This is a genomic window from Rothia uropygialis, assembly GCF_004137765.1.
Classification (GTDB): domain Bacteria; phylum Actinomycetota; class Actinomycetes; order Actinomycetales; family Micrococcaceae; genus Rothia.
The window spans coordinates 130607-145519 of sequence record NZ_NOIS01000004.1 but is presented as its reverse complement, the minus strand read 5'-3'; the positions used below and the strand labels follow the sequence as shown (position 1 = coordinate 145519).

Genomic DNA, 14913 nt, shown 5'->3' with positions numbered 1-14913 from the left:
GAGACATGAGTTCGTTTCTCCTCCGCAATGTGCGGGAGGCCTTCACACGCGAGGTCCTCGATGCCCGCATCACCGACGGGCGAATCGATCTGGATTCCCAGATCTCGCCCAACATCGGCGACGAGGTCCTCGACGCCGAAGGCCGCTGGCTCGTCCCGGGTCTGTGGGATGCGCACGTTCATTTTGACCAGTGGGCACAGGCTCGGTCCCGGCTCGACCTCGCGGGAACGAAGTCGCCGGAGGCTGTCACGCGTTTGGTGGGCGACGCCTTGGCCGATGACAGCGGGCATGGGATGTTCTTCGGTTTCGGGTACCGCGCTTCGGAATGGTCGCGCCAGGCAACCGTGGCGGAGCTCGACGCGGTCACCGGTTCGCGTCCCGTGGCTCTGGTGAGCGGAGACATGCACAACGGCTGGCTCAACTCGGCGGCTATGACTCTTATGGGAGCACCACCCAGGGACACGCCCTTCGACGAGGACGATTGGTTTCCCCTATTCGGCAGATTGGAGCCCTGGGCCCCGGACCCCGAATCCGCGGTGCGCGACGCGATGCAGGCGGCGGCGGCCAAAGGCGTCGTCGGTATCGTGGACCTCGAATTCGCCGCGAACCATGATGTGTGGGTTCGTCGGTCCCAGACCGCGGATCCGAAACTGCGCGTGCGCACTGGTGTTTACCCGGACCTCGTTCACACCGTCCTAGAGCGGGGGCTGGCCAGTGGAGATGCCCTCGACGAGCGCGGAATGGTCCGCATGGGGCCTCTCAAAATCATCTCGGACGGTTCCCTCGGTACCCGCACGGCCCATTGTTGCGAACCATACCTCCGAGCGGACGAGATGACTCATCCACGAGGGGTGCAGAATGTGGATCCGCAGGAATTGGTGAGGTTGCTCGGTATCGCTCGATCCGGCGGACTCGACGTAGCTCTTCACGCGCTCGGTGATGCGGCGGTCTCCCACGCATTGGATGCTTTTCGGGCCACGCGGAGCCGGGGGTCGATCGAACATGCACAGGTCGTGCGGTGGGAGGATCTCGACCGGATGTCGAGCCTGGGCATCACCGCCAGCGTTCAGCCGGCTCACCTCCTCGACGACCGCGATGCGATGGATCGGCTGTGGGCCGATCGGGCCGATCGCAGTTTTGCGTTTCGTGCGATGCTCGACCGAGGGGTCCGTCTTGCGTTGGGCTCGGATGCGCCCGTCGCCGCCTTGGATCCCTGGCTCGCCATGGCCGCAGCAGTGTACCGGTCCGGAGACGGGCGTCCCCCGTGGAATCAGCAGGAAGCCCTTTCCCCGCGTGAAGCCCTCGCGGCCTCGACCGATGGTGTCGATCGCGTCCGTTCAGGGGACCGGGGCGATGTACTGTTGCTCGATTCGGATCCGTTCGGCGGGGCGGGACCCGAAGAGGCCGCCCGTAATCTGTCCGGTATGCGCGTTGCCGCGACGTTTGTCGACGGCCGGCCGACCCATTGGGATTTCTAGCCGGCCGCCGTCAAATCACTGCGGGTTGCCGCCGAGCCCTGCCTGGGCGTTTGCGTCGGCACCGGGCACTCGCATTTCGAAGGTCTCGGTGACCACGGTGTAGTCGAAGTACCCCATGCGCGCGATCGGGCGAGCGGCCGTGATGTCGACGCGCCCGTCGTCGGTCAGATACTGCTCGTCAAGGTGGATCCGTTCGACCGTCGCGTAGACCACATCGATGCTCCCAACATTGGACCGACCCGGCAGGCGGTGGGTCGTCAGGTACTTGCACTCGTAGTGGAATGGACTCTCGGCAACCATGGGTGTTGAAGAAAGATCGGCCGTGACCTTGGTGACGTCGAGGCGGTCGAATTCGTTCTCGTGCGCCTCCAGAGCCATCGCGCTCGTGTTGACGGCGTCCCTCAGATCCCATGTGGCCATGTTCCATACGAACCAGCCGGTCTTCTCCGCGTTGATCACGGTGTCCTTGCGCCGCCCATCCGGGTACTGGTTGGCCGCGAACATGACCATCGGCGGATCGAAAGTCAGGTTCTGCCACTGGCTGTAGGGCGCAATGTTCTCGACGCCGTCTTCGCTGATGCTCGAAAGCCAACCGATCGGGCGGGGAACCGTGAGCGCTTTGAAGGGGGAGTGGGCGAGCGGGCGTTCCGTCTCGTTGGGATCGTATTTCACTGTGCATACCTTTCATAGTGAGGAGAAGAGACGTCATCTGAGGACGCGGGCTCACGACCTACGCCTTTGATCCGGGCGATCAGAAGGTACAGGCCGCCGGCGACGACGAGGCCGATCAGCCACGCTATTTCAGCACCGCCGAAAAGATTCGCGACCGGGCCGACGTAGAGGGAACTGTTCATGAAGGGGATCTGAACCAAAACGGCCGCGAAGTACGCGACGAACGCCCCCTTGTTGATGGTTCCATAGGGCCCATTGCGCTGGAACAGGGCGTCGACGTCGTACTTCTTATGACGGACCAGGTAGTAGTCGACCAGGTTGATGGCGGACCACGGTGTCATGAAGTACAGGAGGAACATGAGGAAGTCGGTGAATACTGCGACGAAGTTGTCCGAGGCCAGCAACGCAATCACGACCGCGAAGAGCGAAATGATCAGCACGTAGATCGAGCGGGCGCGGGGTTTGATGACCTCGTGGCGGGCGACAGCGGTCACGATGGTTGCCAGCGACATGAAGCCACCGTAAGAACTCAACGTATTTCCGGTGAGCTTGCCAACGACGACGGCTAGCAGGACGAGCCAGAAGAATGACCCGGCGAGCCCCGAGAGGAAACCGACCTGGTGCTCGCTGAAGGCATCGCCCCCGATCTGGGCGGCAAAGGCGCCGACCGTCATCGCCAGGGTCGCTCCGACGAAACTCCCGGCAAAGGTCCACCCGATGGTCGATTTCTGCGACGTCGACTCCGGCAGATACCGGCTGTAATCGGCAATGTACGGGCCGAAAGTCAGTTGCCACGATGCGGACAACGAGATGCCCAGGATGAACGGTGCCAGCGCGAAGCTCGTATTTGCGGTGATGTCGCTCCTCATGGGACCGCCCAGAATGATGATCAGCAGAAGGACGAACACGATCCCGCTCAGAACCGATGCGGCGTGAGAGAACTTGTGGATCCACTTGTATCCGGCGATCGCGAGAACCGTGGAGAACACGGCGAAGATGACCGCACCGAATCTCACGCTGACGTGAAGAAGCGTCGCCAGAGCTTGCCCTCCGAGCACCAACCCCGTTGCGTAGAAACCGATGTAAATGATGAGAGCCAGGACCAACGGCAAGATCGCGCCGTAATAACCGAATTGTGCGCGGCTCTGGATCATTTGCGGAACGCCCAGTTGCGGTCCCTGGGCGGAGTGCAGTGCGGTAATGAAACCGCCGATCAGGTTGCCGATGATGATGGCGGGAATCGACCACAGGGCGGAATTTCCCAACAGGACGAAGAGGCCGCCGGTGACCAAAGCCGTGATTGAGCTGTTGGCAGCGAACCAGAGGAAGAAAAGCGACACGGGGGAGCCGTGCCGCTCCTTGGGAGGGATCCAGTCAATGGATCGCAGCTCCATGGTTTTGGGCCCCGCTGTTGGAGTGGCCATGAGTATCTCCTTGAATCCTGTTGTCAGTGTGACTGCTGACACTCTTATCTGCGATACTCTACCGATATATTGGCTGTATATGCCAGGGGTATGCAAAAATTTCAATACTGACTCTCAGAGAGGATGACCATGAACCGTCCCACTCGGACGCGGTCCCGCACCACCCTCACCGACATGGCTTACACGAGCATTGAGCACATGATCATCCATGGGGAGATCGAACCGCTCACGTTCGTTTCCGAGGCCGATTTCATGGAATGGACCGGGCTGGGTCGCACACCGGTGCGGGAAGCCGTTCATCGACTCGCGCGTGAACGCATGGTTGAGATCCATCCGAGCCGAGGCATTCTGGTGCCCCAGGTCAGCGTCGAAGCGGAGCTGCGCATCCTCGAGATGCGGCGGGTTCTGGATCCTCTGGCGGTTCAGTTGGCTTGTGAACGTTCTTCGATCGAGGAACGTGATGACATGGGGCAATTGGCCGAGCGCTTGAAAACGGAGGAATTCACTCTCGATACCTACTCGGAAACCGTCCGGCAGACACACGGTCTGATTCTCAAGGCAAGTCACAACGATTATCTGCAGGATGCGATGGTCCCGCTGCAGAACCTCTCGCGTCGATTCTGGACCGCCCACGTCGTCGACGATTCCGAAGTGCGCACAGGAGCCAAGCTGCACCGCGATATGCTCACCGCCATCACAGAACAGGATCTTACCGGCGGTGAGCAAGCGGCACGGCAACTGAACGAATACCTTGTCCACTTCGCACAGCGAATAGTTTCCGGCTGAAAAACCGGCACGATGATGAATCCGAACGCCTCTTCGGCTCCGAATACCGGGTAGAGACAATCAGCTAAGGCGGCGTTTTCCGGCGTCTGTGCTGATCCACGTTGATCACCCAGAACCGGAGAGGGACGACGCCGATGTCACCGCTTCAATACACAGATTCGCCCATGTCAGTACCGACCGCTCACGCGAAAGAGATTGCTGGCCCACAAACAGTGCTTCAGGGACGATTGTGGGCACGGACCCAAACAGCGCTGGGCCACAAAACTCATCGGTTGGGCGGTCCGGGATGGTCGGCGCTGGTCGTCGAGGAGAACAACGTCCTGGGGCGTATTTGGTATGTCCCGTACGGCCCGGTCGTCGAGGACGTCGAATCCCTCGAGACCGCGGTCAAGGCCCTTCGGGATGCCGCGCGTCACGAGGGCGTTGGCTGGTTGAGGGTTGAACCCGTCGTCGCTGACGGTACTCGGCCCATGAGCGCGCCCCGAGTCCGTTCCGAACTTCTGGAACTCGGTGCCCACGAGGCGCCCAGAGACATTCAGCCGCGTCGTACCCGCTGGATCGATCTCACGAAGGATCCGGAAAGGATCCTGGCTGGCATGACGGGAACCAATCGGAACCTGTGGCGTCGGCATCGGGACAAGGGCTTGAGCATTGAGTCGAGCCAGGACCCGGAGGCCGTGGAAGAACTCATCGCACTGAACCACGCAAGCGCTGAGCGCAAGGGGTTCGTTGCGCACGACGCCGACTATCTGCGGGCGGTGGCCCGCACCCTGATGCCTGCAGATGCGGGAAGGGTCTACATGACATTCCACGGAGGGCGGGTCGTCGCATCTGCGTTCGTCTACGATTCCCCGAGCACGAGGATTTTCGCCCACGCGGGAATGCGACCCGAATATCGCAGTATGCGCCCGAATCAGCCGATGATCGCCCAGGCCATCCTGGACGCCGCCGAGCGCGGCAGCTCCGTCGCCGATCTGTTCGGTATTGCGCCCACGGATTCGCCGACGCACCCTTGGGCAGGATTCACGCGATTCAAGAGGTCATTCGGTGGCGACGACGTCGAACTCGCGGGCACATGGGATCTGGCCGTGTCGACGGCTCGCTATGCGGCGTACCGCACCGTCCGTGCGGGCCGAGGTCTGGCACGAAATGCTCGAGAGATGATGCTCGCTCACGATTAGACGATTGCCATTTCCTCGTGCGGATCCCGCGTTCTCATCGAAAATTATCGGTCCGTGTTCCGGGTCCGGGCTTTAGGCTGGGCACATGGATATAGAGATACGTCCGGGAGACATCACCGAAGTCGAGGTCGACGCGATCGTCAACGCAGCCAATTCATCGCTGATGGGCGGTGGTGGCGTGGACGGGGCGATTCACCGTGCGGGCGGGCCTGCGATCCTGGAGGAGTGCAAAAAAATCCGGGAGACGGACTTCCCTGACGGGCTTCCGGCGGGTCGGGCAGTAGCCACGACCGCCGGTGATTTGCCTGCGCAGTGGGTCATTCACACCGTGGGACCCACCTATGCCAAGACCGCAGAGAAGTACGCGGAAAAGGCTCCGATTCTCGCGTCGTGCTACCGCAGCGCGTTGCAGATCGCCGCGGAAATCGGTGCGGCGTCCGTCGCGTTCCCCACCATTTCCGCTGGCGTCTACGGTTGGCCGATGGACGACGCGACGCGCATCGCCGTGGAGGCCATCCGTGCGATGGAGGACCAAGTCGGAGACACGATTCGCACCGTCGTCCTGGTTCCGTTCGGCCACAAGGCGGAAGATGGGTACCGAGCGGCTTTGGCCGAGTGAGCCCAACCGCCCGCTCCGGTTGACAGTGGTCGGAGCGTACTCGAGTTGAGAGGGATACCCATGGGAAAGAACGTCAGCGATATTTTCACCGGGCTGTCCGAGCAGCTGAATTGGCAAGAGGATCTGTACAAGGACCTCCACCGCAATCCGGAATTGGGCCTGAAAGAACACCGGACCTCGGAACGGCTACAAGAAGAGCTGCGCAATTTGGCGCTCGAGCCGAAAGTCATCGGCGATACCGGAGTAGTTGCGGTGGTCGAGAACGGGGATGGTCCGATCATCATGGCGCGTGCCGATATCGATGCACTTCCCGTGAGCGAAAGGACTGGTCTGGATTACGCCTCGCAGAACGATGGGGTGATGCACGCCTGCGGACACGATATGCACATGGCCACGCTTCTGGGCGCGCTGCGGATCCTGGTTCGGAACAAGGAGGCATGGTCGGGCACCTACGTCGCATTATTCCAACCTTCTGAGGAGAATGCCAAGGGCGCGAGCGCCATGATCGACGACGGGCTTGTGGACAAGGTCCCGCACCCCGAGGTCGTCCTGGGGCAGCACGTGATGCCCAAGCCTGCCGGCCACGTCTATACCCACGCGGGTCCCATGCTTTCCATGGCGGACTCCATTCACATCACCGTGCACGGACGCGGTTCGCATGGTTCGATGCCGCATCTGTCGGTAGATCCTGTCGTACTCGCCGCGAGCATCGTGCTGCGCTTGCAGTCGATCGTCTCCCGTGAGGTCGAACCGGGCGAGTTCGCCGTGGTGACCGTGGGTGCCTTCAACTCTGGCACACAAGCGAACGTGATTCCGGATCGAGCCGAGTTGCGCTTGAACATTCGCACCTACGACCATGATGTGCGCAACCGTGTGATCGCATCGATCGAGCGAATTGTTCGTGGTGAGTGCGCGGCCGCTGGCTCGCCCGAGGACCCGGAATTCGAGTACTACGACCAGTTCCCGCTTACGGAGAACGACGCCGATGTGACCGACCGTGTCAGCCAAGCGTTCAGCTCCGGATTCGACGACGGCGTTCTTCAGGAAGGATCCCCCGCGACGGCTTCCGAGGACTTCAGCGAACTCCCTGACGCTTTCGGGGTGCCGTATTGTTACTGGTTCTTCGGAGGTGCGGATGAGAAGAAATACGCCGACGCGGTGAAGAACGGCAGGTTGCAGGAAGACATCCCGGCGAACCATTCGCCTTTCTTTTACCCGGTGATTCACCCGACCATCGAGACCGGAACGCGAGCCCAAGTGCTCGCGGCGTTGGAGTATTTGACCGCATAGAACCTGACGCCGCGAGTTGGCAAATCCGCACGATTACGGGTCGGGGAGGAATGCGTCTTGCCAACTCGCCGGCCGCGCAGGGTTTACTCCGGGGTGACGTACGCGCCGGAGAGGCCGCCGTCGACCAGGAAGGTGTTGGCGGTGATGAATGAGGAATCATCCGAGGCCAGAAATGCCACCGCGGCTGCCATCTCTTCCGGTTCCCCGAACCGGCCCATTGGAACGTGGATGAGGCGCCGCTGTGCTTGTTCGGGGTCCTTGGCAAATAGTTCTTTGAGCAATGGTGTGTTGACCGGTCCGGGGCACAGGGCGTTGACTCTGATTCCCTCGCGTGCAAATTCGACGCCGAGTTCGCGACTCATGGCAAGAACACCGCCCTTGGAAGCGGAATATGAGATCTGCGAGGTCGCTGCGCCCATCACGGCAACGAATGAGGCCGTATTGATAATGGACCCGCTGCGTTGGGCCCTCATATGCTCCAGAGCGTACTTGCAGCAGTGGAAGACGCTCGTCAGGTTGACGTCCTGGACCCGTTTCCACGCGTCGATACCGGTTTCGGTGATCGACGCGTCATCATTCGGTGAGATTCCGGCGTTGTTGAACGCAACATCCACCGAACCGTACTCATCCTTGGTTCGTTGGAAGAGGCCCCTGACGCTCTCGGCGTCTGTCACGTCGGTCTTCACGAAGAGGCCGCCGACTTCGCTGGCCGCCGCCCGTCCTTGTTCCTCGGATACGTCGGCGATGACCACGCGCGCCCCTTCGGCCGCGAGGCGCCGGGCCGTGGCGAGGCCGATGCCGGAAGCTCCTCCCGTGATGACCGCGCTCTTTCCGTCGAGTCGGTGTGCTTTGACGTCAGTCATGGTTTCCTCCTGTAATCGGGGTGAGGTGGTTAGTTGTCGGAAAAATAGACGTTCTTGACTTCGGTGAAGGCCTCGACCGCGTGGGGCCCGAGTTCTCGGCCGAACCCGGACTGCTTGAAGCCACCGAATGGGGTGGAGTACCGCACGGAACTGTGGGAATTGACCGAGAGGTTGCCTGACTGGACGCCTCGGCTCACGCGCAGCGCCCGCCCGAGATCCCTGGTCCAAATGGAACCGGAGAGCCCGTATTCGGTGTTGTTGGCGATGCGGAGAGCCTCGGCTTCGTCCTGGAACCTGAAGACCGAGACGACAGGCCCGAAGATTTCCTCCGTGAAACATTTCTCGGTTTCGGAATCGGCGATCAGAACAGTCGGCGGAACCCAGAAGCCGGGACCCGCGGGTGCCGAACCCGTGAAAGCGACGTTTCCTTGATCAACGTATTCCAGGACCGAATCACGATGTCCCGCCGAGATCAGAGGGCCCATATCCGAGCTCTCGTCCAGGGGATCGCCGACGACGAAATTCTTGACCGCAGGCTCCAGATGTTCCAGGAACTCGTCGAACACGGAATCCTGCACCAGGATCCTCGATCGTGCGCAGCAGTCCTGACCCGCATTGTCGAATGCACCGCCGGGTGCGGCGAGTGCGGCTGCGCGTACGTCCGCGTCGGCGAAGACGATATTCGAGTTTTTGCCGCCCATCTCCAAAGTGACCCGCTTGGACTGCGGGGCGCAGCCGGCCATGATTCGTTGACCGACTGCGGTGGAGCCTGTGAAGACGATTTTGCGGACGGCCGGATGCGTTACGAAGCGTTCTCCCACCACGGAGCCCTTGCCCGGTAGGACCTGGAGCACCCCATCCGGGATGCCGGATTCCTGAGCTATTCTTCCTATGCGCAGGGCGGTCAGTGGGGTGAGCTCGGCCGGTTTGAGAACCACGGTGTTGCCCGCGGCCAGGGCCGGACCGATGGCCCATCCCGCGATGGGCATCGGAAAGTTCCACGGAACAATTACTCCCACGACGCCGAGCGGCTCGTGGAACGTGACGTTGATTCCACCGCCGACGGGGATCTGATCTCCGAGGAGACGCTCAGGTGCGGCCGAGTAGTACTGGATGACATCGCGCACGTTTCCGGCTTCCCACCGGGCGTTGCCGATGACGTGGCCTGCATTCGCGACCTCCATTTGCGCCAGGTCCTCTTGCGCGGCATCCAAAGACTGCGCGAACCGGCGCAGGATATCGGCCCTCTCCGCGGGGGCGACATGCTTCCAGGTCTCGAAAGCCAGGGCAGCCCGGTCGATGGCCTCATCCGTCCGCGTCCGGTCGAAGAGCTCAACATCTTCGATCCTCATCTCATTCGTGGGATTGATGATTTCGTGAACCGTCATCTCGTGTCCTCCTTGTGCCATGGTTTGGGTGAATCTGAGGCCTTTCGTGCGGAACCGTGCTCGCGGCAGGCGTTGACGAAGGCGGAGAAGAGGCGGGCATCGTCCAAACGCTTTTCTTCCGGGTGGTACTGGGTGGCCACGAGCCAAGCATCCCCGGCGCTCTCCAGGATCTGGGGCAGTCCGTCGGCCGAGCGCGCCGTGACTTTCAGGTCCCTACCGACGGCATCGATGCCCTGGTGGTGATACGAGGAGACGACGCACGAACCTCCCAGGATCCCGTATGCGAGGGTGCCCGGGTCCACAGTGATTTCTGTGTCCGTGAAGACTGCCGGTGCCGCGCGGTACCGTTCCCCGTCCGGAAGCACTTCCGGCAAGTGCTGATGCAGGGTTCCTCCGTGCGCAATGTTCAGGATCTGGGCTCCGCGGCAAACGCACAGGAGGGGAATACCGGCCGCTTCGGCGGCTTCGAGCAACGCGAATTCGTGAGCGTCCCGGTCAGCATCCGAGACGGTGGCCGGGTGAGGGTCCTGACCGTAACTGTTCGGATCGACGTCGGGTCCTCCGATGATCATCAGGCCGTCCAGAAGTCTGAGAAATTCGGGGTTTGTCCCTCTCGGCGGAAGAAGAACGGGGCTGCTTCCGGCATCGACCAGAGCGTTCAGATAATTGCCCGGGAGAATAGCGGCCTCACCGCTCCAGTCTCCCCACTGTGCGTCCTGGTAGTACGTGGTGACCCCGATGACGGGCGTGTTGTCAGAGTCGCTCAAAGCCTCTCTCCCTTTCCCAATCGGTCACGGCTCGTCCGAACGCTTGCAGTTCTATGTCGGCAGCGTGAGCGTAGTGGTCGACGACCTGGTCGCCGAACAGCTCGCGGGCAACCGTGCTTTTGGCGAACGAGTCCCGCGCCTGAGCCAGGGAACCGGGAACTCTGTCGGCTTCGGTCACGTAGGCGCTACCGGTGGTGATCGGCGGAATCGGGAGAGCCTTTTCGATCCCGTGGCAGGTCGCTGCGATGATCGCGGCAACGATCAGGTATGGGTTGACGTCGCCTCCGCCGACCCGGTTCTCGACCCGCAGTGAACCGTTCTCGCCCACGACTCGGAGGGCACAACTGCGGTTGTCCTTGCCCCACGCGATAGCGGTCGGCGCAAAACTGCCTTCTCGGAAGCGCTTGTAGGAATTGATGTTGGGGGCGAAGAAGAGGGAGAAATCGGATAAGCATGCGATCTGCCCGGCAATCATCTGTTGGAACACTGGGCTGAACCCGTATTCGCTGTCTCCGGTCGAGACCGGGTTCCCATCCAAGTCCGTGAGACTGAAGTGCACGTGACAGGAATTGCCTTCGCGCTCGTTGTACTTGGCCATGAACGTGATCGATCTACCGTGCTGTGCAGCGATCTCCTTGGCCCCGGCCTTGTAAATGCTGTGATTGTCGCAGGCCGTGAGGGCGTCCCGGTACCGGAAAGTGATTTCCTGTTGGCCGAAGTTGCATTCTCCCTTGGAGGCTTCGACGGCCATCCCGGCATGTTCCATTCCGACCCGGATATCCCGGATCACCGGTTCGAGACGCGACGTGGCCAACAAGGAATAATCCACATTGTGTTGCGTGGACGGTTCGAGATCCGCGTAGTGGCGCATATGGGCGTCCTCGTAATCTGTCTCGAACATGATGAACTCGAGTTCAGTCGCCGCATTTGCCCGATACCCCAAGGATTCCAGCCGGTCGATCTGCTGCTTCAGCAATTGCCTCGGCGAGACGGGAATCGGCCGTCCGTCCGTCGAGTGGATATCGCACAGAACCAGGGCCGAACCCGGCAGCCATGGGAGTCTCCGCAGCGTCGCGAAGTCCGGCTTCATGACCAGATCGCCATAGCCGTTTTCCCATGACGAGCACGAGTATCCGTCCACGGTGTTGTTGTCCACGTCCACCGCCAGAAGGTAGTTGCATCCTTCGACCCCGTGACGGGCGACGTCGTCAAGGAAGAATCGGGCGCCGCATCTCTTCCCTTGGAGTCTGCCCATAGCGTCGGTGATGCCGACGATGACGGTGTCGATTTCCCCCTTGTCTACCAGCGCCTCGAGCTCATCGAGGTCGAGCATTCCGGGCAATTTCCCTGAATCCGGCATGAGTGATCCTTTCTCCGGAGCCGAAACTGGGTCGGTCTCCTAGGCGTTCATTTGAGGCGTGATTCGGCTTCGGCTATCGAAGCGAATTCTTCTTCCGGTGCACTGGTGACAACTCTGTGGCGGCTGTAGAACCAGAAGTAGGCCAGTGAAAGTACAAAGACTCCGAGGGTGTAGGACGCGGCGGCGACGTCGACCACGAAAGTGGCGATCACGGCGACAACAGCCAGAACCAAGGAGATCGAGGTCGTCACGATCCCACCCGGGGTGTAATAACCGCGCTTCAAACCTGGTTCCCGCACGCGCAGGATGACGTGGGAGAGATTAAGTAGCACATAGGAAACAGTTGCGCCGAAGACGGCAATGTTGATCAGCAGGCCGCCGTCCCGGACGGTGGCGGCAAGGATGAATCCGATGGTCCCGGGGACCACGAGGGCCAGAGCCGGGGTGTTTCGTCTGGTCGTGAGGGACAACCAGCGGGGCAGGTACCCGGCTCGGGACAAAGCGAAGAGTTGCCGCGAGTACGCGAAGATGATGGAGAAGAAACTCGCGACCAGACCTGCCAATCCGGCGTAATTGACGGCCTGGGCCAGCCAGCTGTCCCGCCCGTACACGGCACGAAGGGCATCCGGCAACGGACTCTCCGACGTGCTCATGGCAACCGCACCTGCACCTCCCGGCGCCAAGACCAGGACGGCCAGCCCTGAGCAGAGCAGAATCAGGATGGCCGTGACGATTCCTCTCGGCATATCGCGTTGAGGATTGGCCGTTTCCTCCGCTGCGAGCGGCACCCCTTCGACGGCGAGGAAGAACCAGATCCCGTACACGAGGGCCGCGAGGGCTCCGGCGAACCCGAAGGGAAGGAACGAAGTGGCCCCTGCCGCGGAGACAGGGTCGAAGTCCACCAGATTCGAGGGGTCGAAGTGGGGGAGCATGCCGCAGACGAAGGCGACCAGAGCCGCTACGGCAATCGCGGTGATGACGAACATGACCTTGAGGGCCTCGCCGACCCCTACACAGTGAATTCCGATGAAGACGAGATAGAACACGAGGTACAGGGGCCAGGAATTCGTGATTCCGAAGAGGTCCAGCGACTCAATGTATCCGCCGATGAAGGTCGCAATCGCTGCCGGTGCGACCGCGTATTCGATCAGGATGGCCATCCCGGTTGCGAACCCTCCGAGCGGGCCCAGAGCCCGTCGCGCGAATCCGTATCCGGCCCCGGCCGTCGGTAGCGTCGAGGAGAGCTCGGCAAGACCCAGGACCATGCAGGTGTACATGAGTCCCATGAGGACGAACGCGATGAGCAGGCCTCCCCACCCACCTTGTGCGAGACCTAGATTCCACCCGGAGAAGTCTCCGGAAACGACGTAGGCGACGCCCAGTCCGGCCAGCAGAATCCATCCGGCCGCACCCCTGTTGAGCTGTCTCTTCCTGAGGTAATCGGACTGGTGCCGTGCGTGATCGGTCATGGAGCCCCTTCCACTCAAAGGTATTATTCACAACCTTTAACGTGGCTCACTATCATGAGGTAAGTCACATAAACCTGTCAAGAGGTTGTATCAAAGTCACGATCGTCCCAAGTAAAGGATTCATAATCACACCTTTGGGCGCTCCATATTTGCCCAGGTCACTAGAATGAAACGAGTGGGGATGCGAGAGAAGGACGGTCGACAGGTGACGGGTGAAGCGACTGGATGCCGGCGCAAGGTCGGGGACCCTCATTCGTTGATTCGTCCCGTTCGGGCCGCGAATACCCTGGAAGCGACCTTCGAGGCCTTGGTGCGTCTGGTCAAGGTCGGGGCGATCCCACCGGGTGAAAAACTGCCTTCCGAGCGGGAGCTGGCCGAACAGATGCACGTTTCCCGGTCGACTCTTCGAAGCGTCCTCCGCGACCTCCAGGGGCACGGTTACCTGGAAGTCCGAAGGGGCCGTTACGGAGGAACATTCGTGACAACTGCGGTACCGGAGACGGATCTTCCCGTAGAGGTCGACCCCAGCCAAGCCAACGACATTCTGTTGTATCGATCGGTTGTCGAAACAGGGGTCGCCCGGCTGGCGGCGGAGTCCGACCTGACGGCCCGGCAGCGTCGAGATCTTCGTGCGGCGTCCCAGGCGGTCATGGAAGCTCCGCCGGAACACTACCGACGGCTCGATTCGAGGCTTCACATCGCCATAGCCGAAGCCACGGGATCTCGTCGACTGACCGAGTGCGTCATTGAGTCGCGTGCCCTGGTCAATGATCTGCTGAACAGAATTCCTCTGCTGGCTTCAAATCTCAGGCATTCGAACGATCAGCACCGCGAACTGGTCGAAGCGATACTCGAGGGGGAGCCAGAACTTGCCGAGTCCGTCGCTCGGAATCACGTGCAGGGCACGGAGTCGTTGTTGCGCGGATTCCTGCACCTGGACCGGTAGAGACGAAAAACGGGCGGCGTCGCGAACCAGTGGTTCGCGACGCCGCCCGTCGGAAAACAAAGCGATGAGTCGTTCCGTGCCTTAGCGTCGGAACGGAACTCGGGCTACTTGGACCGCTCGATGGCCTCGGTGATAAGGCGCTCGGCTTCTTCCTTGGAGCCCCAGCCTTCGCCCTTGACCCACTTACCGGATTCGAGATCCTTGTAGCGCTCGAAGAAGTGCTTGATCTCGTCCTTCTTGTAGTCCTCGACGTCGTCCAGGGTCTGGATATTGTCGAAGCGCTTGTCGGTCGGAACGCAAAGGATCTTGGCGTCTCCGCCGGCTTCGTCCGTCATATTGAAGACACCGATCGGTCGAGCCTCGACGATCACGCCCGGAATGATGTCGTAATCCATCACGACCATGGCGTCGAGCGGATCGCCGTCTTCGCCGAGGGTGTTCTCGAAGTACCCGTAGTGGGTGGGGTACTGCATCGAAGTGAAGAGGACTCGATCCAGGCGGAGGCGGCCGGTCTCGTGGTCGATCTCGTACTTAACGCGGGATCCCTGGGGGATCTCGATCGTGACATCAAGTTCCATGAATGGTTCTCCTAGAGGATGGATAGTTGTGGAATTCGTGACAACGGTGCCGAGTTCTCGGCTTTTCTATCCCTCAATCTATCGTCCCGCGT

At 61.1% G+C, this 14913-nt stretch carries 14 protein-coding genes; 6 read left to right on the top strand and 8 right to left on the bottom strand.

The features are described from left to right. Window positions 1-5 precede the first annotated feature (5 nt). On the top strand, window positions 6-1478 hold the full coding sequence (locus tag EWV35_RS09985) for an amidohydrolase (RefSeq protein ID WP_129661410.1): 1473 nt from the start codon (window positions 6-8) through the stop codon (window positions 1476-1478). 15 nt (window positions 1479-1493) lie between these two features. On the opposite strand, the gene EWV35_RS09980 is transcribed toward EWV35_RS09985, so the two are convergent. Together EWV35_RS09980 and EWV35_RS09975 are read right to left on the bottom strand one after the other, a co-directional pair. Then, window positions 1494-2150, bottom strand: coding sequence for a flavin reductase family protein (locus EWV35_RS09980; protein WP_129661407.1), 657 nt, complete (start codon window positions 2148-2150; stop codon window positions 1494-1496). Next, window positions 2147-3574 carry a purine-cytosine permease family protein gene (locus EWV35_RS09975; protein WP_129661404.1) on the bottom strand — a complete coding sequence of 476 codons (1428 nt, stop codon included), beginning with the start codon at window positions 3572-3574 and terminating at the stop codon, window positions 2147-2149. The genes EWV35_RS09980 and EWV35_RS09975 overlap by 4 nt, the downstream gene beginning before the upstream one ends. Before the next feature lie 129 nt (window positions 3575-3703). Between EWV35_RS09975 and EWV35_RS09970 the strand changes: the two genes are divergently transcribed. The 4 genes from EWV35_RS09970 to EWV35_RS09955 all read left to right on the top strand — a co-directional run bounded on the left by EWV35_RS09970 (window position 3704) and on the right by EWV35_RS09955 (window position 7450). Continuing rightward, window positions 3704-4360 (top strand): GntR family transcriptional regulator, encoded by a 657-nt coding sequence (locus EWV35_RS09970; protein WP_193554102.1) that lies wholly within the window; start codon window positions 3704-3706, stop codon window positions 4358-4360. A 164-nt stretch (window positions 4361-4524) separates the two neighbouring features. Continuing rightward, window positions 4525-5541: a lipid II:glycine glycyltransferase FemX gene (locus tag EWV35_RS09965; RefSeq protein WP_165168507.1), complete on the top strand. Its 1017-nt coding sequence runs from the start codon at window positions 4525-4527 to the stop codon at window positions 5539-5541. Window positions 5542-5626: 85 nt separating this feature from the next. Next, entirely contained in the window at window positions 5627-6160 is a 534-nt protein-coding gene (locus EWV35_RS09960) for an O-acetyl-ADP-ribose deacetylase (RefSeq protein ID WP_129661398.1), read from the top strand. Between the two features lie 60 nt (window positions 6161-6220). After that, window positions 6221-7450 (top strand): M20 family metallopeptidase, encoded by a 1230-nt coding sequence (locus tag EWV35_RS09955; RefSeq protein WP_129661395.1) that lies wholly within the window; start codon window positions 6221-6223, stop codon window positions 7448-7450. A gap of 83 nt (window positions 7451-7533) precedes the next feature. Here the strand turns inward: EWV35_RS09955 and EWV35_RS09950 are convergent, their stop codons facing one another. Genes EWV35_RS09950 through eat form a run of 5 tightly spaced genes read right to left on the bottom strand, consistent with a single transcriptional unit; the run spans window position 7534 to window position 13297 of the window. Beyond that, window positions 7534-8313, bottom strand: coding sequence for a 3-oxoacyl-ACP reductase (locus EWV35_RS09950; RefSeq protein ID WP_129661392.1), 780 nt, complete (start codon window positions 8311-8313; stop codon window positions 7534-7536). 29 nt (window positions 8314-8342) lie between these two features. Then, the gene (locus tag EWV35_RS09945) at window positions 8343-9701 is read right to left on the bottom strand and encodes an aldehyde dehydrogenase family protein (protein ID WP_129661389.1); all 1359 of its coding nucleotides are present in this window, start codon (window positions 9699-9701) and stop codon (window positions 8343-8345) included. Then, complete coding sequence (locus EWV35_RS09940; protein ID WP_202976080.1) at window positions 9698-10468, bottom strand: gamma-glutamyl-gamma-aminobutyrate hydrolase family protein; 771 nt, start codon at window positions 10466-10468, stop codon at window positions 9698-9700. The genes EWV35_RS09945 and EWV35_RS09940 overlap by 4 nt, the downstream gene beginning before the upstream one ends. Continuing rightward, entirely contained in the window at window positions 10455-11828 is a 1374-nt protein-coding gene (locus tag EWV35_RS09935) for a glutamine synthetase family protein (protein ID WP_202976079.1), read from the bottom strand. The genes EWV35_RS09940 and EWV35_RS09935 overlap by 14 nt, the downstream gene beginning before the upstream one ends. Before the next feature lie 47 nt (window positions 11829-11875). Then, entirely contained in the window at window positions 11876-13297 is a 1422-nt protein-coding gene (gene eat, locus EWV35_RS09930) for an ethanolamine permease (RefSeq protein ID WP_129661386.1), read from the bottom strand. Window positions 13298-13478: 181 nt separating this feature from the next. Between eat and EWV35_RS09925 the strand changes: the two genes are divergently transcribed. Next, window positions 13479-14243: a FadR/GntR family transcriptional regulator gene (locus EWV35_RS09925; protein ID WP_129661887.1), complete on the top strand. Its 765-nt coding sequence runs from the start codon at window positions 13479-13481 to the stop codon at window positions 14241-14243. 104 nt (window positions 14244-14347) lie between these two features. On the opposite strand, the gene ppa is transcribed toward EWV35_RS09925, so the two are convergent. Continuing rightward, window positions 14348-14821 carry an inorganic diphosphatase gene (ppa, locus tag EWV35_RS09920; RefSeq protein WP_129661383.1) on the bottom strand — a complete coding sequence of 158 codons (474 nt, stop codon included), beginning with the start codon at window positions 14819-14821 and terminating at the stop codon, window positions 14348-14350. Window positions 14822-14913 lie beyond the last annotated feature (92 nt).

Coding starts and splice junctions, on each gene's coding strand:
- EWV35_RS09970 (WP_193554102.1), top strand. CDS start 3,704: ATGAACCGTCCCACTCGGACGCGGTCCCGCACCACCCTCACCGACATG.
- EWV35_RS09925 (WP_129661887.1), top strand. CDS start 13,479: ATGCGAGAGAAGGACGGTCGACAGGTGACGGGTGAAGCGACTGGATGC.
- EWV35_RS09935 (WP_202976079.1), bottom strand. CDS start 11,828: ATGCCGGATTCAGGGAAATTGCCCGGAATGCTCGACCTCGATGAGCTC.
- EWV35_RS09985 (WP_129661410.1), top strand. CDS start 6: ATGAGTTCGTTTCTCCTCCGCAATGTGCGGGAGGCCTTCACACGCGAG.
- EWV35_RS09950 (WP_129661392.1), bottom strand. CDS start 8,313: ATGACTGACGTCAAAGCACACCGACTCGACGGAAAGAGCGCGGTCATC.
- EWV35_RS09965 (WP_165168507.1), top strand. CDS start 4,525: ATGTCAGTACCGACCGCTCACGCGAAAGAGATTGCTGGCCCACAAACA.
- EWV35_RS09955 (WP_129661395.1), top strand. CDS start 6,221: ATGGGAAAGAACGTCAGCGATATTTTCACCGGGCTGTCCGAGCAGCTG.
- EWV35_RS09960 (WP_129661398.1), top strand. CDS start 5,627: ATGGATATAGAGATACGTCCGGGAGACATCACCGAAGTCGAGGTCGAC.
- ppa (WP_129661383.1), bottom strand. CDS start 14,821: ATGGAACTTGATGTCACGATCGAGATCCCCCAGGGATCCCGCGTTAAG.
- EWV35_RS09975 (WP_129661404.1), bottom strand. CDS start 3,574: ATGGCCACTCCAACAGCGGGGCCCAAAACCATGGAGCTGCGATCCATT.
- eat (WP_129661386.1), bottom strand. CDS start 13,297: ATGACCGATCACGCACGGCACCAGTCCGATTACCTCAGGAAGAGACAG.
- EWV35_RS09945 (WP_129661389.1), bottom strand. CDS start 9,701: ATGACGGTTCACGAAATCATCAATCCCACGAATGAGATGAGGATCGAA.